This window comes from Peribacillus cavernae, from assembly GCF_003989135.1.
GTDB lineage: Bacteria > Bacillota > Bacilli > Bacillales > DSM-1321 > Peribacillus > Peribacillus cavernae.
Map to the genome: position 1 here is coordinate 56064 of NZ_RYZZ01000003.1, position 20120 is coordinate 76183.

Here is a 20120-nt window from a genome sequence, read left to right on the forward strand (position 1 = left end):
ATGGCAATAGAAAAACTAATCGTTAAAGGCGCAAGAGCCCATAACCTGAAGAATATTGATGTCACGATTCCAAGGGATAAACTAGTTGTTTTAACAGGCCTATCGGGTTCTGGCAAGTCGTCTTTAGCTTTTGATACGATATACGCCGAAGGGCAGCGGCGCTACGTAGAGTCGCTGTCATCCTATGCCCGCCAATTTTTAGGGCAGATGGACAAGCCGGACGTCGATTCGATTGAAGGGCTTTCACCCGCGATATCAATCGACCAGAAAACGACGAGCAGGAATCCGAGATCCACAGTTGGTACGGTAACGGAAGTCTATGATTATTTGCGGTTATTATTCGCGCGCGTCGGCCGGCCGACATGTCCGATCCATAATATTGAAATTGAATCCCAAACCATTGAACAGATGGTTGACAGAGTTATGGAATATCCCGAGCGCACCAAACTGCAAGTGCTTGCTCCGTTGGTTTCAGGCAGAAAAGGTACCCATGTAAAGGTCCTGGAGGATATAAAAAAACAGGGGTATGTACGGGTCCGCATCGATGGAAAAATGCATGATTTAGGAGATGAAATCACTCTTGAAAAGAATAAAAAGCATTCAATCGATGTAATTATCGACCGGATCGTTGTAAAGGATGGTGTTTCTGCGCGCCTTGCAGATTCTCTGGAAAGTGCTTTGAAACTCGGCGACGGAAAAACACTTATCGATGTGATTGACAAGGAAGAGCTTCTTTTCAGCGAGCACCATGCATGCCCGTATTGCGGATTTTCTATCGGAGAGCTTGAACCGAGAATGTTTTCCTTTAACAGCCCTTTTGGTGCCTGTCCCGAATGCGATGGCCTTGGCTCCAGACTCGAGGTTGATAAAGACCTCGTTATCCCCGACTGGGATCTTACACTCCGCCAGCATGCTGTTGCCCCATGGGAGCCTACCAGTTCGCAATATTACCCGCAATTGCTCGAAGCGGTAGCGAATCATTATGGCATTGATATGGATACAGCGGTCAAGGACCTGCCGGAAGCAGCCCTTGATAAAATCCTCAACGGTTCAAAAAGCGATAAAATTTATTTCCGGTATGAAAATGATTTTGGCCAGATCCGGGAGAACTACATCATTTTCGAAGGTGTCATGAAAAACGTTGAGCGCCGTTTCAAGGAAACGGGCTCTGACTATACCAGAGAGCAAATGGAAAAGTACATGTCCGAGCACGATTGTCCTGCCTGTAAAGGATACAGGCTGAAGAAAGAAACGCTTGCTGTTTTGATTCAAGGCCAGCATATCAGCCAGACGACTTCGCTTTCCGTTGCAGAGACTCTGCAATTTTTTGCGAATCTTGAGTTAACCGAAAAAGAAAGAGCGATTTCGAAACTAATCTTGCAGGAAATTAAGGAGCGGCTTGGTTTTCTTTCAAATGTGGGACTTGATTATTTAACGTTAAGCCGTGCGGCAGGGACCCTTTCCGGCGGTGAAGCCCAGCGTATCCGCCTCGCTACCCAAATCGGCTCCCGTCTCACCGGTGTTCTTTATATTCTCGATGAGCCGTCGATTGGCCTGCATCAACGGGATAATGACCGGCTGATTGATACGTTGAAGAATATGCGAGATATTGGCAATACTTTGATTGTCGTTGAGCATGATGAGGATACGATGCTCGCGGCTGACTATTTAATCGACGTCGGCCCCGGGGCAGGTGTCCGCGGCGGCAGCATTGTCTCTGAAGGAACTCCCGAATATGTGATGCAAGACTCCAATTCTTTAACCGGACAATATTTATCAGGGAAGAAATTCATTCCGCTTCCGCTTGAGCGCCGCAAGAGCGACGGAAGATATCTGGAGATTAAAGGTGCTAAGGAAAATAACCTGAAGAACGTCAACGTGAAATTTCCGCTCGGCAATTTTATAGCAGTTACCGGTGTCTCAGGATCTGGGAAAAGTACCCTGATCAATGAAATCCTTCGAAAAAATCTCTCTCAGAAGCTGTACCGTGCGAAGGCAAAACCGGGTCGGTTTAAAGAGATGAAGGGGATCGAACACCTAGAAAAAGTCATCGATATTGATCAATCGCCCATTGGCAGAACACCACGCTCCAATCCGGCTACCTATATAGGCGTTTTTGACGATATCCGTGATCTATTTGCTTCAACAAATGAAGCGAAGATCCGGGGATATAAAAAAGGACGCTTCAGCTTTAATGTAAAGGGCGGCCGCTGCGAGGCATGCCGCGGTGATGGAATCATCAAAATCGAAATGCACTTCCTTCCGGATGTTTATGTTCCTTGTGAAGTTTGTCATGGAAAGCGGTATAATCGTGAAACGCTGGAAGTAAAATATAAAGGGAAGAATACTTCGGATATTCTTGATATGACAGTGGAGGATGCTCTGACATTCTTTGAAAATGTCCCCAAAATCAAAAGAAAGCTGCAAACGATCTATGATGTCGGTCTTGGCTACATTACACTTGGGCAGCCGGCTACCACGCTTTCAGGCGGGGAAGCGCAGCGGGTTAAGCTTGCTTCTGAGCTTCATCGCCGTTCTAACGGTCGTTCATTCTATATCCTGGATGAGCCGACTACAGGGCTGCATGTCGATGATATTTCCAGACTGCTGCTGGTTTTACAGAGGCTTGTTGAGAACGGGGATACCGTTTTGGTGATCGAACATAATCTTGATGTCATTAAAACAGCTGATTATATCGTCGACCTTGGCCCAGAGGGCGGGGATAAAGGTGGCACGATTGTCGCTACAGGAACACCTGAGCAAATTATTCAGGTAGAAGAATCGTATACCGGAAGCTACTTGAAGCCAATACTTACCCGTGAACGTATCCGTATGGATAAGTTGATCCAGGAAAAAGAACATGAACATGTAAAGTAAAGCAAGCCGAGTCGGCTTGCTTTGCTTTTTGTCGTTTTCTATCGGAATTTATCAATTTGGTTGTTAATCAAACGTTTAATTAAAATCGAGAGAAAACTATATTTCCGGGGAAATTTATAGATATTTCCTGAAAAATATTGTCGATTTCCTGTTGTCGAAACATTGGGGAACGTATTCATCTATGCCGTACGAAACTTTTTACGAGTTTATGCGTAAATATAAGAAGTGGAATTCAAAATCTATCTAGATAATGAAGGTAGGGAAGAATATGCAGGAGGAAAAGAAACGAATACTACAGTTGGTTCAGGAAGGGCAGCTATCAGCTGACGCTGCCTTTGCTCTTCTATTGGAACTGGAAAAGGCCGAAGAGGAAAGCGTACAAAAAGAAAAAGATTTGGTTCATGAACTTGTACCGGTCACAAACCAGGAAGAATCGTACGAAAAAACGCATGCCTCCTTTCAGGAAAAAATTCACTTCTCGAAAGAAAAGATTATGGACTTTATTGATAACACCATAAAAAAAATGAAAGAAACGGATTTGGACTTTAACTTTGGAACTTCGGAAGAAATTTCTCATATATTCCAACAGAATGAAGCCTTTTTTAAGGAAATAAATATTGAAATAGCAAACGGGAAAGCAAATATAATTCCCTGGGATCAGCAGGATTTACGGGTGGAATGCAGGGCGAGAATATACCGGATAAAAGATCGGGGTGAAGCAAAAGAAACTTTTCTGCGGGATGTCCTTTTTTCCATAAACGAGGATAGCTTCCTATTTGCTGCAAAACAAAAGTGGATGAAGGTAGAAGCAGATATTTATGTACCAAAAAAACAGTATGATCGAATTTTTGTAAGGATGTTCAATGGCCCGATTAGCGGAAAGGACCTTCAATTCGAAAAGATAAAGGCTAAAACCGCTAATGGAACGATTCAATTGCAAAGGATTTCTGGGGAAAAAGCTGAGTTTGAGACTGCTAACGGCGGAATAACAGTAGAGCAAGCTCGTCTGGATAAAATCGAAGCCGAAACATTGAATGGTGCGATTGTAGCTGATGGCTTTTTCAATAAAATTGATGCTCAATCGTTTACAGGCGATATTTCCTGTGATCTTCAAGGACAGACCGGAGATTACATTCATGCAAAGACGATAACTGGGAAAGTGTATATGAGCCTGGAATCGGAAACAGCTGTTAATGGAGAGTTAAAATCAAATATAGGCAGTTTACAGGTTAATCTTCCTGGCATTGAAATTGTAGAGGAAAAAAAGGAAGTCATTCAAAAGGTGCTTTTATTTAAAACCGTACATTTCGCGGCACCTGTACTTCATATTTTTGCCGATACAAAGACGGGCACCATATCGATAAACTAATTTGCCATCACCAGCGCATGAAAAGGAGGTCCAGCAAAGGGGGAACTCCTTTCCTGGACCTTTGCTTTATTAATCTTGAATGATCGTGCTTTCAAAGCCGGCCTGCTTTAATTGTTTTACAAGTTCTTCAGCATTTTTCCTGTTTTTGAAGGCACCGGCCTGAACTCGATACATGGTTGTACCATCCTGCACTTTCTTCTGATTATTGAAAGATGCTTTTTCGGAATTCAGTTGAAACTGTTCGACGATACTTTTTACAATCGCTTTTGCGCAGATCTTCCGATATTCATCGGAATGGAGGAGGGCGGATTCATGGAGGTTGGTCATAAAGCCACATTCAACGAGAATGGAAGGGCAAATTGTTTCGCGAAGGACATGGAAGTTGGCTGCTTTCACGCCGCGGTCGGAAAGCCCAGTCATGGCTGTCATGTTACTTTGGATCTTTTCTGCAAGAGTGAGTGATTCTATTGGTTTCGAAGTATACACAAATGTTTCAATCCCGCAGGCGTCGTTCCATGAGCCATTTCCGAATGCATTTGCATGAATCGAAACGAACACATCAGCTTTTAGAACGTTGGCACGGTCGGTTCTCTGGCGTAGTGGAGTATCCTCATGATCTGAATGTGTGAAATGGACCGTGACTCCCTCATGCTTGTCCAAAAGTAATTTAGCATGGGAAGCAACAGCACGGTTAAATTCGTACTCCTGCATCCCATCCGGTGTCCGTTTTCCGGACGTTTGATAACCATGTCCGGCATCAAGGATAATTTTCATAATAGAACCCCTTTCTATAAGAAATATAAAGTGAGAGGACAGTTCCCTCACAGAATTATATATATAAGGATGCAAAAGGAAGTGCCTTCCCTAAAAGAATTTTAATACACCAGCTATGAGAATGGAATGAATGTTTTTTAATCCTTAGTTTGGTTCTTTTTCAAAAAATGCTAAAATAGAGGGAGCATTTACTTTAAGCAATATTACTAAAAGGTGCGCTTTACTGAATAGACTTCAAAGGGGGAATCACATAAATGGCTAAAGTCCGCATAAAAGATGTAATCGAAACATTTAAATTAGAACTAATTAGCGGGGAAGAAGGGATTAACCGACCGATTGTGACCAGTGACCTTTCACGGCCAGGATTGGAGATTGCCGGTTTCTTTGATTATTATCCGGCTGAACGGCTGCAGCTGCTTGGGATGACGGAGATGAGTTTCTTTAACAAACTGAGCGAGCCGGAGCAGAGAATCAGGATGGAAGAGCTGTGCCGCGATATTACTCCGGGAATTATCATTACCCGCGGCCAGGAAGTTCCCGAAGAATTAATGCAGGCATCCGAACGTGAATCAGTGCCGGTAATGAGATCGAACATGAAGACAACAAGATTGTTCAGCCATCTGACAAATTTTCTAGAAAGTAAACTGGCTCCTACGACCGCGATCCATGGGGTCTTGATCGATATTTACGGAGTAGGCGTTTTGATTACTGGGAAAAGCGGAGTCGGTAAAAGTGAGACGGCCCTTGAATTAGTCAAGCGGGGACATCGGCTTGTTGCCGATGATTGCGTTGAAATTCGTCAGGAGGATCAGGACACGCTCGTAGGTAATGCTCCAGAGTTGATTGAGCATTTGCTTGATATTCGCGGACTCGGCATCATTAACGTAATGACCTTATTCGGGGCCGGTGCGGTGCGCAGTAATAAGAAAATATCGCTCGTGATCCACCTTGAATTATGGGAAAAAAATAAGCAATATGACCGGGTTGGCCTCGACGAGGAAACGATGAAAATTATTGATACGGATGTTACGACGTTAACGGTACCTGTCCGTCCTGGACGGAACCTGGCTGTCATTATCGAAGTGGCGGCGATGAATTTCCGGTTAAAACGAATGGGAGTCAACGCGGCTGAGCAGTTTTCAAACCGATTGAATAATGCGATCTCCCAGGGAGCCCATGAAGATTATTAAGTAACTAATTGTTTATGAAAAGTTGATAGAAAGAGGGAGTCTGTATGGAAGAAGAAATAAAGCCATTAAACCCGATTGCCTTAGATTTGGGGCCGCTGCAGGTACACTGGTATGGCCTGATTATTGGTGCCGGTGTGCTGCTTGCCCTGTACCTCGCTGTCAGGGAAGCAGAAAGAAGGGGGCTAAGCAAGGATACATTTGTTGACTTAATCTTGTTTGCTGTTCCGATTGCCATTATCTGTGCAAGGATTTATTATGTGCTATTCGAATGGGATTATTACAGCCAGCATCCAGGGGAAATTATAAAGGTTTGGCATGGCGGGATTGCCATTCATGGTGCCCTTATAGGTTCCGTTGCCACCGCTGTTGTATTTGCCAGGATCAAAAAGGTATCTTTCTGGAAGCTCGCGGATATTGCAGCGCCAAGTCTCCTGCTTGGCCAGGCCATTGGGCGCTGGGGAAACTTCATAAACCAGGAAGCACATGGCGGGGAAGTAAGCAGGGCGTTTTTGGAGAATCTGCTTCTTCCTGACTTTATTATCAACCAAATGTACATAAACGGTTCCTATTATCATCCAACATTCTTATATGAATCTGTTTGGAACATTGTCGGGGTTGTTATCCTTGTTCTATTGAGGAAAGCAAACTTGCGTCAGGGAGAACTGTTCCTGGCGTATGTAATCTGGTATTCAGTCGGCCGTTTCTTTATCGAAAGACTCCGTACGGACAGCTTGATGCTGACGGAAACGCTTCGAATGGCACAGGTCATCTCGATTGCGTTAATAGTCATTGCGGCTGTTTTAATTATTTTTAGAAGAACGCGCGGCTATGCAGACAAGAGATATTTAGAATCTTAAAGGCAATATGCCCGACAAGGGGAGAAGGAAATTGATGATAGATTCGGTTAAAAAAGGACTGCTTGCCGGCCTGAAAACAACATGGACCCTCGGAAAGATCATTTTTCCGGTCACTCTGATCATTTCTGTGCTTCAATATACACCAGTGCTCGATTGGGTTATCAAAGTTATCGCTCCGTTGATGAACCTGTTTGGACTCCCAGGAGATGCGGCCATTCCACTCGTCCTGGGTAATTTCTTGAATTTATATGCCGGGATTGCCGGGATTTTGACCCTCGAACTTTCGGTAAAAGAAGTATTCATTATTGCAGTCATGCTTTCTTTTTCCCATAACCTGCTGATTGAATCCGGGGTTGCCCTTAAGACGGGGGTGAAGCTATGGATTATCCTGACCGTACGGATTGGGCTCGCGGTTATTTCCGCTGTTGTAATCAACCTGGTCTGGCACGGCGGAAGTGAAACGGCACAGTACGGTTTTATCAGCGCCGGTGCCCCGGAGCTGGACGGAATCGGGGCGATCCTTTTATATGGAACCCAAAAAGCGGCTTCAGGGGTTCTTCAGCTTGCCATCATTGTAATCCCGCTCATGGTGGTTATCCAAATCATGAAGGACTTAAGATGGCTTGATGTATTTTCGCGGCTGCTGGCACCCTTGATGAAGATTCTCGGCATGAAGCCAAATGCCTCAATGACACTCGTTGCGGGTTTGACAATTGGCCTTGCCTACGGGGCCGGAGTGATGATCCAGGCTGTCCGGGAGGACAATGTCAGCAAAAAGGATATTACATTAGCATTTATCTTTCTGGTTGCCTGTCATGCCGTTGTCGAAGATACATTGATTTTTATTCCCCTCGGCATTCCGGTCTTACCGCTATTATTAATTAGGCTTGCTGTAGCATTTCTATTGACAATGATCGTCGGCTTTATATGGAACCGCTCTGATATTACACAAAGGAAGGAAGCAACATATGGGCAATAAGATAACGACACTACTTTTTGATTTAGACGGAACATTGATCAATACGAACGATTTAATCATTGCTTCATTTACAGCGACTTTAAATCATTACTATCCTGATAAATACACACGTGAAGACATTTTACCGTTTATCGGGCCGCCTCTCTCTGACACTTTCTATTCGATCGACCAGGAGCGGGTCGAGGAAATGATCGCCCGCTACCGTGAGCATAATATCCAAAATCACGATGCGATGGTGACGGAATATGAAGGCGTTTATGAAACGATCAGGGCTTTGTGTGAGGAAGGATATAAACTCGGTATCGTTACGACAAAAAAGCGCGATGTCGTCCTCAAAGGTCTGCATCTGAGCAAGCTGGATGATTTTTTTGAAGTGATTGTATCATTGGATGATGTCGTGAGAGCCAAACCGGATCCGGAACCTGTGTTAAAGGCGCTTCATCTTCTGAACTCGTCTCCATCAGAAGCCATGATGATTGGCGATAACCATCATGATGTTCTTGCCGGGAAAAATGCCGGAACACAAACGGCAGGAGTCGCCTGGACGGTGAAAGGCCGTGAATATCTGGAGGAATTTAAGCCGGATTACATTCTTGAACACATGGGTGATTTATTAAGAATCCTCGGGGATCCAGGGAAATGAGACGCACCGAAAGACACATGGTTGAAGGTGCGAACTCGTTATGGCATGTTTATAGTACAGTCCCGTTTTCGAAGGTTGTAAAAAACTTTATCGTGATTCAACTGGCACGGTATACACCTTTTTTAGCGGCAAAAAACTGGATGTACCGGACTTTCCTGAGGATGAAGGTTGGCGACCAAACCTCATTTGCACTCATGGTCATGCTTGATGTCATGTTCCCAGAGAAAATTTCAATCGGCCGGAATACAGTGATCGGCTATAATACCACGATTCTGGCACATGAGTATTTAATCAAGGAATATCGTATCGGAGAGGTCCATATCGGGGATGAGGTCATGATCGGTGCCAATTCAACGATCCTGCCAGGCATAACGATCGGAAGCGGTGCCATTGTTTCGGCGGGTACACTCGTCCATAAGGATGTCCCCGAGGGAGCGTTTGTCGGTGGCAATCCGATGAAAATGATTTATACGAAAGAAGAAATGGCGCAGCGGGGGATGCTTGAATAGGAAAAGGCAAGCTGTGACGCCATTTGAATGTAAACAGTTCCAAATTAGGAATTTAGGTTTAGCAACCAAAACAAAAGCTTGGCTACAAAACAGAAGCCATATAGAAACAGCCGTTGCATAATTCCAATATAAAAAGGACTTGCCCTACAAACGGTCAGGTCCTTTGTTGGTTTCGGCAAATAAAACCACGAGCTCATCTTTTAAGGTAGTCATTAATTCTTCCAATGAGATATCATTACGGTTCAAGGTAGTTTCATAGGTGTGTTTTAGAAGCTGAAAAAAGTTCTCTTGTGTTTGCTTATCCATGATAGATAGTCGTCCTTCCTGGAAAAGTGAAAAATACATCTTTTCGGCGAAATTTGTCGTTTATTGGGTACACCTTGATCCATTTACCCGCAATAAAAAGCTGCTAAACATAGCAGCTTTCTATTTCATTTCACTTGTTAGTAAATCAGCGACCAATACGTAACGCTCCGGTGCATGGCCGATAAACGAAAATGGGTAGCAGGTAGTAACGGTAAGAGTGGCTTTCGGCTTGGGGACGATCACTGTTCGGTCATCGGCATCTACTATCCGCACCTTCCTGACCTTGTAAGTAAATGTCCCTGCCTCTGTTCTGGCTATAAGCAAGTCACCTTTTCCGACTTCTCCCAGCCTGCGAAAAACCGTGTCGCGATGTCCTGACAAAACGGAATTATCGCGCTCGCCGGGAAGGACCGATTGTGCATAATGGCCAACGCCTTTTTCCAGTTCATTCTCATCTGTGCCATGGTAAATCGAGAGACTTTTCTCCAGCTTAGGGATATAAAGTTCTCCCATCATTTCACCGGTTTTCGGCCTTTCCGGATAAAGGACTTCTTCTTTTTTCTCTGGTTTGGAAGCAGGGAGACTCTTTTGAGGCTTGGTCTCTGCGGCAGCCTCAGGCTTATCAATCTTATACATCGCATACCCTTTGATAAATGTAAACGCGTTTGTTGTTGTAAAATAGATACCGCCACAAAACAGCAATACTGCACAAGCGATCAGCCAGGTTCTCTTCTTTGAAGGCTGTTTTTCCTTCATCTTATTTAACAGATCGCGCTTTTTTCAGGAATACGAATGATCCGCCCAATAAAAGAATTCCGAATAGCATTCCGGCCATATAATTGCCGGCTGTTTTTGGAAGCTTGCCGCCTTTTTCTGTCTTGATTGGGACTTTATGTTTCATTTCTTTATGCTTTACTTCTTTCTGTTGTACCTCTTTTTGTTGTACTTCCTTTACGACCTCTGTAGATCCTTTAAGGTCACTTCCGGTTTTCTCGATAAATTCAGATCCAAACATTTCAGGAGTTACAATTAAATCTAAAAGCAGCTTGCCATTTAGATCGGTAACATAAACCTTTAATGAAGCTTTACCAGGATCTTCAAGCTGCATTAATGCCTCCAGTGATAATTCTTTCTCAACTCCGTCTTTCACAAGCGCGTACGTAAATTTTACTTGGAAAATTCGTTGGATTTCATCGTAGATTTTTAGCATCTGGGCGATTTCCTCGTCGGAAATTTCATCGATAGTCTCGAAATCACCGACAGACATCATTTCACCAGCCAGTACATCAAGCTCTTCTATGGAGCTCGTAATGTCTGTATCCTTGCGAACGGTGTTGACGTGATCGAATAAAGCATCATATTCTGCTCTGGTAATACTCAATTCGTCGAACATATCCTTTATTTCAGCATAGAAATCTTCTTTCATTGCCTCGTAATCTTCATCAGTAAGTTGATAATCTTCTTCGTCTTCAAGGTAAAAATCCAGATCGGAAGTAAATTGAAGATATTCGCCATCAAGAATACTTTGGCCTTCCTCCAATTCACCATATTCTATCAAAATGTCTTTAAGCTCTTCCTCGGAAATTTGATTCTCTTCTAAATAGTTTGCAAGATTCTCCTCAGTAAGCGGTTCCCCGAAATCTTCGCGCAATTCATCTAATGACTCATAATCTTTTAAGTCAATCTCCCAGCTGGCCAGGTATTCCTCTTTGAACTCTTTTACTGTCATAGTACCGGCTAAATAACCATTCAGCTCTTCATCGGTAATACCTGCTGCAAACGCTGGTACACTGAACATGAGAACGATTACAGCACTTACGATGATCATCAAAAACTTTTTCATTTTTCTCCCCCTATTACTCTATGTAAAATAACTTCTAGAAAATTATAATCTTATATTGGTAAATAGAATAGAAAAACTTTATTGGAAAATAGCGGTAAAAATAGTATTTTTTCAAATAACTATGATAATTCAGTACATTAAGCTTATTTATCATGATTTCTTGACGTAAAAAGTCATCAGCGGTAGACTAAGACTATAACTTCACTATATTAGCGAACTAAAGCAATTGAAAAACGAATCTTTGAGTTTACAGAGAAACTAATGTTAAATGGGTAATATAAGTAAAGGACACTTTTATCCTAAAAAAAGCACTAAAAGCCTATGCCTATCAATTTAAAAAGGACGTGTGGCCATGACTAAGCCGTTTATGTTTGAAAAACCGCTCGGAATGAGAGACACTCTTCCGCTTTTATACGAAACGAAACAAGTAATAAGAAATAAAATGAGCGAAGAAATAAAACAGTGGGGCTATCAATTTATTGAAACACCGGCTCTGGAATTTTATGAAACAATCGGCGAGACTTCTGCGATTTTAGACGCGCAGCTGTTTAAACTCCTCGATCAACAAGGTCATACGCTCGTCTTACGTCCCGAAATGACGACACCGATTGCGAGAGTAGCAGCGTCCAAGCTTTTAAAACAGCAAATTCCGACTCGGCTGGCGTATTCGGAAAACGTTTATCGCGCCCAGCAAATCGAAGGCGGCAAACCTGTTGAATTTGAGCAGATCGGGATCGAGTGCATTGGCAATGGTTCTATCAGTGCCGATGCGGAAATTATCTCTCTATTGGTATCTGTTTTAAAGGAAGCCGGCCTGGATGGATTTAAGATTTCCATCGGGCATGTAGGTTTTCTGCAGGAGTTGTTTACCGGTATCCTTGGAAATGAGGAAAGAGCCGCTGTATTAAGAAAGTTTTTATATGAAAAAAATTACGTAGGCTACCGGGAACATATTAAATTTCTTCCACTTTCCTCCATTGATAAACAAAGGCTGATCCAGTTCATTTCACTTCAGGGAGGGGAAGAGACGATAGAAAATGCCATGCAGCTGCTTGAAAATGGCAGAGGTAAAGAAACACTGTATGAATTAAAAGAACTATATATGCAATTAAAAGAGTTTGGCGTCGAACCATACATTAGCTTCGATTTAACGCTTGTCAGCCATATGAGCTATTACACCGGGACTTTGTTTGAAGTGTATGCAGGGCAGGTCGGTTCGCTGATCGGAAACGGCGGCAGATATGACAGCTTGTTCCAAAAATTTGACTGGGATACACCTGCAACCGGTTTTGCCATCCGGATGGACCGGTTGACGGAAGCGTTAGGGGAACTAAACGCGCGGGAGCCTATCGAATGTGTCTTATTCAGCCAGGAACACAGACAAGAAGCACTGGCTTATGCACGGAAGAGAAGAACGGAAGGAAGAAGAGTAGCGATTCAGGATATCAATGCCGTCCAAAATGTTGATGCGTTCACGGCCACATTTTCCGATGTGCAATTCTTTATTGGCAAAGGAGGGGCAAGCAGGGATGAATAGCTTTCTAACAATTGCGATGCCGAAAGGAAGAATATTCGAGGAAGCGGTTGAGCTGCTGAGAAAAGCGAACTTCCAGCTGCCTCCGGAATTCGACGACTCCCGGAAATTAATCCTTGAAGTAGAAGAAGAAAATCTCCGTTTCATACTGGCAAAACCGATGGATGTCGTTACATATGTCGAGCATGGCGTCGCCGACATTGGCATTGCCGGGAAAGATGTTATGCTGGAAGAGGAACGGGATGTATATGAACTCCTTGACTTAAAAATCAGCGCCTGCTATTTGGCGGTTGCAGGCCTGCCTGATACAACTTTAAGTGATGTCGCCCCAAGGGTTGCCAGCAAGTATCCGAATGTGGCCTCAGGATATTTCCGAGAACAAGGCGAGCAGGTTGAAATTATTAAGTTGAATGGTTCAATCGAATTGGCCCCGTTAATCGGACTTGCCGAGCTAATCGTCGATATCGTATCAACCGGACAGACGCTGAAGGAAAACGGTTTGGTGGAATATGCACGAATTGCCGATGTAACTTCAAGGCTGGTTGCAAATCCGGTTAGCTACCGCATTAAAGAACAGCGGATCACGGAAATCGTCGAACGGCTTACGCCGGTAATTGAATCGTTGAAGCGATAAACACTTGTTAGACAAAACTAGAAACCAGACGCCAAAATTAAAAAAGTGGCGCCAAAACTAGAAACCAGACGCCAAAACAGAAAAAGAGACGACGAAAATTAAAAAGTGACGACAAAACTAAAAAAGTGACGACAAAACAGAAAAAGAGACGCCAAAACTAGAACTACGACTTTTAATATGAGAGAGTTTCCTCCAACTTATATAGAAAGAGGTGAGTATATGAAAATCGAAAGATACTCAGAAGGGGTGTCCTTAAAACGTTCGGTTGATTCCGGTACAGATGAACAGAGAAATACGGTTCGGGACATCATATTAGATGTAAGGAATAGCGGGGATTTGGCGTTATTTACATATACGGAGCGTTTTGATGGCGTGAAATTAACTGGTCTGAAAGTTACTGAAAAGGAAATAGAGGAAGGCACAGCAGCGCTTAGCAAGGAGCATATCGCGATTATTCGTGAAGCGGCCGGGAATATTCAATCCTTCCATCAAAAACAGCAGCGCAATTCCTGGATGACGACCGATGAAACAGGTACGATGCTTGGACAGAAGATTACGGCGCTGGATGCGGTCGGGGTTTATGTACCTGGTGGAACTGCGGCCTATCCGTCATCTGTTTTGATGAATGTTCTTCCTGCGCTCGTAGCCGGTGTGCAGCGGATTGTCATGGTCTCACCGCCGGCAAAGGACGGCAAGCTGGCACCTGTCGTTCTCGCTGCTGCAAAAATAGCAGGCGTCACTGAGATTTACAAAGTTGGCGGGGCTCAGGCGATTGCTGCCCTTGCCTATGGAACGCAAACGATTGCAAAGGTGGATAAAATTGTTGGGCCGGGAAATATTTTTGTCGCACTGGCAAAACGGGAAGTGTTCGGCGATGTTGCCATTGATATGATTGCCGGGCCGAGTGAAATTGCGATCCTGGCAGATGAAACGGCAGTTGCTTCTGAAGCGGCCTCTGATTTGCTTTCACAGGCGGAGCATGACCCGCGGGCCTGCAGTGTATTGGTGACAACTTCCCTGAAACTTGCAGAGGAAGTTTCCGCTGAGGTGGAAAATCAGCTTGCACGGCTTCCGCGCCGGGAGATTGCCGAGCAGGCAATTAAAGACTACGGCCGGATTATTCTCTGTGAGGACACTGCGGATGCCGTCGAAGCAGTTAATGAGCTGGCGCCGGAGCATTTGGAGATTCTCACAGAAAAACCGCTGGAAGTGATGGCGAAAATCCGCCACGCTGGCGCGATTTTTCTTGGCCGTTATAGCAGTGAGCCGGTGGGGGACTATTTTGCAGGCCCCAACCATGTGCTGCCGACAAATGGGACAGCACGGTTTTCCAGTCCTTTAAACGTTGATGACTTTCAAAAGAAATCAAGCATCATTATGTATAGTGAAGATGCTTTCCGAGATAACTCGGCGAAAATTGCAGCCTTTGCCAGACTGGAAGGGCTTGAGGCACACGCACGTGCGGTAGAAGCGAGGAAGACTAATAAAGGGGGCAGCGCAGGATGCAGCGGGTTGCAAACATAGAGCGAAACACAAATGAAACAAATATAAAGCTCGATTTTTCGATTGATGGGGAAGGCACCTCCTCTATTGAAACAGGGGTTCCTTTCATGACTCACATGCTTGATTTGTTCACAAAGCACGGTCACTTTGATATGACGGTTGATGCCAAAGGCGATATAGAGGTGGATGGTCATCATACGACAGAGGATATCGGGATTTGCCTGGGACAGGCCCTTGTTAAAGCACTTGGCGATAAAAAGGGGATTCGGCGCTATGGCAATGCTTTTGTACCAATGGATGAAGCGCTGGCCCAGGTGGTTGTCGACCTGAGCAACCGTCCGCATCTTGAATTCCGAGCCTCTTTTCCGTCGCAAAAAGTAGGCTGCTTTGATACAGAATTAGTACATGAGTTCCTCTGGAAGCTAGCACTCGAAGCGAGGATGAACCTGCATGTAATCGTTCATTACGGCCAGAATACACACCATATGATTGAAGCCGTTTTTAAAGCGTTGGGACGGGCACTTGATGAAGCAACCTCGATTGACCCAAGGGTGAAGGGTATTCCTTCAACGAAAGGGATGTTGTAATGATCGGCATTATTGATTACGGCATGGGCAACCTCTTTAGCGTAAGTCAGGCACTGGAGCGTCTTGGTACGGAATGGTTTATTTCCGATGATCCTGCAGAGCTAGGCAATGCGAAGGGGCTTATCCTGCCGGGTGTCGGTTCGTTTAAGGATGCGATGACCCTTTTAGACAGGCAGGAGTTATCAGGTTTTATTAAAGACTATGCGTCCAGTGGAAAGCCGCTGCTTGGAATCTGTCTTGGGATGCAGCTGTTATTTGAGGAAAGTGAAGAGAATGGGTTGTCCAACGGCTTAGCTTTGCTGCCTGGAAAGGTTGTCCGTTTCCCGGGTACAGATAAAAACGGAGAGAGCTATAAAGTGCCGCACATGGGCTGGAACTTTTTGAAGTTTACCAATGAATCAGACTTGGTTACAGATTTTCAAGAGGATTACGTTTATTTTGTCCATTCCTATTATTTGAAAACGGATGATAAGAGCGTGGTAATAGCTTCTGCCGATTACCATGGAGAAGTTCCTGCAATAGTCGGCAGAGGTTCTGTATATGGCATGCAATTTCATCCTGAAAAAAGCAGCAGCATGGGCATGTCTCTTTTGAAAAATTACTTAGAATTAGTGGAAGGGAAGGGTGTCCGATGAGTAACTTTACCATCTATCCGGCGATTGATATGCTCGGAGGGAAGTGTGTCCGTTTGATTCAAGGTGATTATAACCAGGAAACGGTTTATGGCGACTCTCCTTTCGATATGGCAAAGAGCTTTGCGGACCAAGGCGCCGAATGGATTCATATGGTTGATTTGGACGGGGCCAGAACGGGGGAACGCATCAATGGCAAATACGTAACCCAGGCAGCGAAGGAACTTTCTGCTAACATCCAGATTGGCGGTGGGATCCGTACGGAAGCGGATGTAGTCCATTACCTTGAAAACGGCGTTTCGCGAGTGATTTTAGGTAGTGTCGTCGTTTCGGATCCAAATTTCACAAAAGAAATGATTCGAAAGTATGGCAGCCATATTGCCATTGGGATTGACGCAAAGGATGGGAAAGCGGCCACACATGGCTGGCTTCAGACTTCCGGGACCGATGCTTATGAACTTGGCAAAGCGGTGGCGGACGCCGGGGCGGAAGTGTTTATCGTAACCGATATTGCCACCGATGGAATGCTGTCAGGCCCGAATATTGAGGGAGTTGTCCGGATGGCGGAAGAAACCGGACGAGATGTGATTGCGTCAGGGGGCGTCAGCAGCCTCGAGGATATCCATTCGCTTAAAGCAAACCAGGCCCATGGCATCGTCGGTACGATTGTTGGAAAAGCTCTTTATTCGAATCGCTTCACGGTTAAAGAAGCGTTAGAGAAGGTGCGTGGATAATGCTTACAAAACGAATCATCCCCTGCCTGGATGTAAAAGAAGGAAGAGTTGTGAAAGGAATTCAATTTGTTTCGCTGCGGGATGCCGGCGATCCTGTTGAACTGGCGGCCTTTTATGATCGAGAAGGCGCCGATGAGCTGGTTTTCCTGGATATTTCAGCATCACACGAAGGAAGGCAAACGATGGTCGAGGTCGTAAAATCCGTCGCCGCGAGCCTTGCGATTCCGTTTACAGTAGGCGGTGGCATTAACTCATTAGAGGATATGAAACGGATTTTGCGCGCCGGTGCTGATAAAGTATCATTAAATACGGCCGCTGTGCTGCGCCCTGAATTAATCAATGAAGGAGCCGGCTATTTTGGCTCACAGTGTATCGTTGTAGCCATAGACGCCAAATATGATGAATCGATCGGCACCTGGAGAGTATATACTCATGGCGGCAGAAAATCGACAGAGCAGGATGTTATCACCTGGGCCAGGGAAGCAGTAGACCGGGGTGCAGGAGAAATACTCCTGACGAGCATGGATAACGACGGTGAAAAAAGCGGCTTTAATCTTCAGTTGACAAAAGCAGTAAGTGAAGCAGTAACAGTCCCGGTCATCGCATCGGGCGGCGCTGGAAACGCCGGGCATTTCGAGGATGCCTTTAAAGAGGGAAAAGCTGATGCAGCTCTGGCCGCTTCGATTTTCCATTATAAAGAAACCTCGGTCAAAGAAGTAAAGTCGTTTCTTAAACAGCAAGGAGTGGTTGTGAGATGAATATAAATGATGTCACATTTGATGAGAATGGGTTGATTCCCGCTATTGTTCAAGAGGCAGACACAAAAGAAGTTCTGACGCTTGCCTACATGAATAAAGAATCCCTTCAGCTTTCCGTTGAAAAAGGGGAAACGTGGTTCTTTAGCCGGTCACGAAATGAACTGTGGCATAAAGGGGAAACAAGCGGAAATACCCAAAAAATTGTTGAAATGAAAGTAGATTGCGACCGTGATGCCCTTGTGGTCCTGGTAAAACCAAATGGACCTGCCTGCCACAAAGGTACAACCAGCTGTTTTACAGAATCCGTATATAAAGCAGGCAAAGCAGAGGCTGAACATACTGGCGCTTCCTTTTTACTTGAGCTGGAAGCACTTATCGCCGAGCGCAAAAAATCGAAGCCCGAAGGTTCATACACAACCTACCTATTCGATGAGGGAGTCGACAAAATCCTCAAAAAAGTCGGCGAAGAAGCAGCCGAGGTCATTATCGCTGCGAAAAATAGAAGCCACGAAGAGTTATCATTGGAATCGGCTGATTTATTATACCATTTGCTGGTGCTGCTTCAGGAACAGGAACTGCCATTTGAGGCGGTGCTCTCTGTACTAAAGCAAAGGCATGCCGGCAAAGAATGAAAAATGAGAAGGGGTTCGAGACCCCTTCTCATTTTTTGCAGTTATTCACATGGTAGACAGTATCTACTATGCAATGAGGGTTGCTTTCATCCTAGAGTATGGAAAGATACTCAAACCCTATCCGTTATGGTATACTACTATAGTTAATCAACTTGAAGATGGAGGATTTCATGGCTAAAGACTCTAAACTGGGCCAGACGGCCAAAATTTTATCCTTTCACCCAACAGGAGAATACTATTATTCCAAGGGTTTAAAAGCACATCATAGACGTGATTTATATAAAGCAAAAAAATATTTCGAAAGAGCGCTTGAGCTCGAACCGACTGAACCGATGATTGCATGCCAGCTTGCAATCACATGCACGGAAATCGGTGAATACAGCCGTTCTAACAATTTGCTTGAGAATGTATTGCATGTCCTGGATCCTTATATGACGGAATGCCATTATTTTTTAGCTAACAATTATGCCCATTTAGGCATGTTTAAGGAAGCATACCGCCACGCGAGCGCGTATCTTGATAAAGAAGAAGATGGAGAATTCTGCGAAGATGCTGAGGATCTCCTGGATTTGATCATGTTTGAGGCAGATGAAACAGAAGAAAGCCTCGCGCATGAAGATGGATTGATTTTTAAGCAGGAAGAAGCTCGTGAGTATCTGGAGGCAGGCAATTTTCAAAAAGCGATTGAAGTGCTGAATGAAACGATAAAGGAACATCCGGACTTCTGGTCAGCTTATAACAATCTTGCGCTTGCTTATTTTTACTTGGGAAAAACAGAGGAGGCCTTCAACACCTTAGAGGAAATTCTTGCTAAGAGTCCAGGCAACCTGCATGCCCTATGCAACATGGTCGTATTTCATTATTACCAGCATAGCGACGAAAAGGTCGAAGAATTAGTGAAGGCTCTGGCTAAAGTCCGGCCAATGTTAATGGAACATCGCTTTAAGCTCGGGGCCACCTTTGCTTTAATCGGCAAATACGCATTTGCGTATAAATGGTTGAAGCAGCTTCAAAAACTGGGATTCGAGGGTGATGGAACGTTTTATTACTGGCTTAGTATGTCCGCCTTCCATTTAGGTCATGAAAGAACTGCATTGCGAGCCTGGAAAAAGGTGCTGGAGATTAATCCGGAAAAAGAAGGACTGGAACCCTGGAATGATTTGAACTCTGCGGTGAATGGCTTTGAACACCACCTGCCTTCCATTATTAAACGCCTGGGAAGCGAATTTATCGAAGAAAGGCTGTTTGCGATATTTTTAGCGAAGCATTCGACTCAAAAGGAGCATGTTTTGATGCACCCTGCTTTCCAAAAGAATCCGCTCTTTACATCACTTGAAAAAGAATATGCCGCCACCGTTAAGGAACCGGGCAGGGAAAAGACGCAGCCGGCAATCGATTTTGCGAACCAGACGGCGGAAATGCTGTATCATCATTTTCACCCCGTGCAGCTTCCAGAGGCAGGATTGTACTTGATGTGGTTTTCGGTGTTTGTGGAGGCAAGGAAAACAAACCAGAAGCTGACCAACCCCGCCGGTTGGGCTGCAGCTTTGGAATATATATGGCAAAGGCTTCGCAATGAAAGAAAAAGCCAGCCGGAAATCGCGGAAAAACATTTCATTTCGGTGTCTACCCTATCCAAATACGTGAAATTAGTGAATGCGCTCCTTCAATGAGCAAATTTTTGGACTGATATTTATTTGTTATATAGGATAGTAGATAGGAAATACTAATAGTTAGTGGAAAAGATCGATCGAAGGAG

20 protein-coding genes are annotated in these 20120 nt (G+C 44.5%); 16 read left to right on the forward strand and 4 right to left on the reverse strand.

All coding sequences use genetic code 11. The annotated features are described in order from the left end of the window. The gene (gene uvrA / locus ELQ35_RS02450) at positions 1 to 2877 is read left to right on the forward strand and encodes an excinuclease ABC subunit UvrA (RefSeq protein ID WP_126863272.1); all 2877 of its coding nucleotides are present in this window, start codon (positions 1 to 3) and stop codon (positions 2875 to 2877) included. A 268-nt stretch (positions 2878 to 3145) separates the two neighbouring features. Then, on the forward strand, positions 3146 to 4246 hold the full coding sequence (locus ELQ35_RS02455; protein ID WP_185861635.1) for a DUF4097 family beta strand repeat-containing protein: 1101 nt from the start codon (positions 3146 to 3148) through the stop codon (positions 4244 to 4246). 69 nt (positions 4247 to 4315) lie between these two features. Here ELQ35_RS02455 and ELQ35_RS02460 read toward each other — a convergent pair whose 3' ends face one another. Further along, entirely contained in the window at positions 4316 to 5020 is a 705-nt protein-coding gene (locus ELQ35_RS02460; protein WP_126863274.1) for an N-acetylmuramoyl-L-alanine amidase, read from the reverse strand. A gap of 254 nt (positions 5021 to 5274) precedes the next feature. On the opposite strand from ELQ35_RS02460, the gene hprK reads away from it, so the two are divergent. From hprK to ELQ35_RS02485, 5 genes are read left to right on the forward strand one after another with little or no spacing between them, the layout of a single operon-like run. Continuing rightward, a complete protein-coding gene (gene hprK / locus ELQ35_RS02465; protein WP_126863275.1) occupies positions 5275 to 6210 on the forward strand; it encodes an HPr(Ser) kinase/phosphatase in 936 nt (311 codons plus the stop codon). Between the two features lie 44 nt (positions 6211 to 6254). Then, a complete protein-coding gene (lgt, locus tag ELQ35_RS02470; RefSeq protein WP_126863276.1) occupies positions 6255 to 7067 on the forward strand; it encodes a prolipoprotein diacylglyceryl transferase in 813 nt (270 codons plus the stop codon). Between the two features lie 34 nt (positions 7068 to 7101). Beyond that, positions 7102 to 8046, forward strand: a complete 945-nt coding sequence (locus ELQ35_RS02475) for a nucleoside recognition domain-containing protein (RefSeq protein WP_185861636.1) — start codon at positions 7102 to 7104, stop codon at positions 8044 to 8046. After that, complete coding sequence (ppaX, locus tag ELQ35_RS02480; protein WP_126863278.1) at positions 8036 to 8689, forward strand: pyrophosphatase PpaX; 654 nt, start codon at positions 8036 to 8038, stop codon at positions 8687 to 8689. Before ELQ35_RS02475 ends, ppaX begins: the two co-directional genes overlap by 11 nt. After that, entirely contained in the window at positions 8686 to 9198 is a 513-nt protein-coding gene (locus tag ELQ35_RS02485; protein WP_126863279.1) for an acyltransferase, read from the forward strand. Before ppaX ends, ELQ35_RS02485 begins: the two co-directional genes overlap by 4 nt. 144 nt (positions 9199 to 9342) lie before the next feature. Here ELQ35_RS02485 and ELQ35_RS22485 read toward each other — a convergent pair whose 3' ends face one another. The 3 genes from ELQ35_RS22485 to ELQ35_RS02495 form a co-directional block, all read right to left on the reverse strand. Further along, positions 9343 to 9504, reverse strand: a complete 162-nt coding sequence (locus ELQ35_RS22485) for a YwzD family small protein (RefSeq protein ID WP_185861637.1) — start codon at positions 9502 to 9504, stop codon at positions 9343 to 9345. A 120-nt stretch (positions 9505 to 9624) separates the two neighbouring features. After that, on the reverse strand, positions 9625 to 10260 hold the full coding sequence (locus ELQ35_RS02490) for a class D sortase (protein WP_126863280.1): 636 nt from the start codon (positions 10258 to 10260) through the stop codon (positions 9625 to 9627). Position 10261: 1 nt separating this feature from the next. Beyond that, a complete protein-coding gene (locus tag ELQ35_RS02495) occupies positions 10262 to 11347 on the reverse strand; it encodes a processed acidic surface protein (protein ID WP_126863281.1) in 1086 nt (361 codons plus the stop codon). Between the two features lie 352 nt (positions 11348 to 11699). Between ELQ35_RS02495 and ELQ35_RS02500 the strand changes: the two genes are divergently transcribed. From ELQ35_RS02500 to ELQ35_RS02540, 9 genes are all read left to right on the forward strand, one after another. Next, positions 11700 to 12884 (forward strand): ATP phosphoribosyltransferase regulatory subunit, encoded by a 1185-nt coding sequence (locus ELQ35_RS02500; RefSeq protein ID WP_126863282.1) that lies wholly within the window; start codon positions 11700 to 11702, stop codon positions 12882 to 12884. Then, positions 12877 to 13515: an ATP phosphoribosyltransferase gene (gene hisG / locus ELQ35_RS02505; RefSeq protein ID WP_126863283.1), complete on the forward strand. Its 639-nt coding sequence runs from the start codon at positions 12877 to 12879 to the stop codon at positions 13513 to 13515. Before ELQ35_RS02500 ends, hisG begins: the two co-directional genes overlap by 8 nt. Positions 13516 to 13734: 219 nt before the next feature. Then, complete coding sequence (gene hisD / locus ELQ35_RS02510) at positions 13735 to 15039, forward strand: histidinol dehydrogenase (RefSeq protein ID WP_126863284.1); 1305 nt, start codon at positions 13735 to 13737, stop codon at positions 15037 to 15039. Beyond that, positions 15018 to 15605: an imidazoleglycerol-phosphate dehydratase HisB gene (gene hisB / locus ELQ35_RS02515; protein WP_126863285.1), complete on the forward strand. Its 588-nt coding sequence runs from the start codon at positions 15018 to 15020 to the stop codon at positions 15603 to 15605. The genes hisD and hisB overlap by 22 nt, the downstream gene beginning before the upstream one ends. Next, entirely contained in the window at positions 15605 to 16240 is a 636-nt protein-coding gene (gene hisH, locus ELQ35_RS02520) for an imidazole glycerol phosphate synthase subunit HisH (RefSeq protein WP_126863286.1), read from the forward strand. Before hisB ends, hisH begins: the two co-directional genes overlap by 1 nt. Next, on the forward strand, positions 16237 to 16971 hold the full coding sequence (hisA, locus tag ELQ35_RS02525) for a 1-(5-phosphoribosyl)-5-[(5-phosphoribosylamino)methylideneamino]imidazole-4-carboxamide isomerase (RefSeq protein WP_126863287.1): 735 nt from the start codon (positions 16237 to 16239) through the stop codon (positions 16969 to 16971). The genes hisH and hisA overlap by 4 nt, the downstream gene beginning before the upstream one ends. Further along, a complete protein-coding gene (gene hisF, locus ELQ35_RS02530; RefSeq protein ID WP_126863288.1) occupies positions 16971 to 17729 on the forward strand; it encodes an imidazole glycerol phosphate synthase subunit HisF in 759 nt (252 codons plus the stop codon). The genes hisA and hisF overlap by 1 nt, the downstream gene beginning before the upstream one ends. Continuing rightward, on the forward strand, positions 17726 to 18361 hold the full coding sequence (hisIE, locus tag ELQ35_RS02535) for a bifunctional phosphoribosyl-AMP cyclohydrolase/phosphoribosyl-ATP diphosphatase HisIE (protein WP_126863289.1): 636 nt from the start codon (positions 17726 to 17728) through the stop codon (positions 18359 to 18361). The genes hisF and hisIE overlap by 4 nt, the downstream gene beginning before the upstream one ends. A 170-nt stretch (positions 18362 to 18531) precedes the next feature. After that, a complete protein-coding gene (locus ELQ35_RS02540) occupies positions 18532 to 20034 on the forward strand; it encodes a tetratricopeptide repeat protein (RefSeq protein WP_126863290.1) in 1503 nt (500 codons plus the stop codon). The last annotated feature ends 86 nt before the right edge of the window (positions 20035 to 20120 follow it).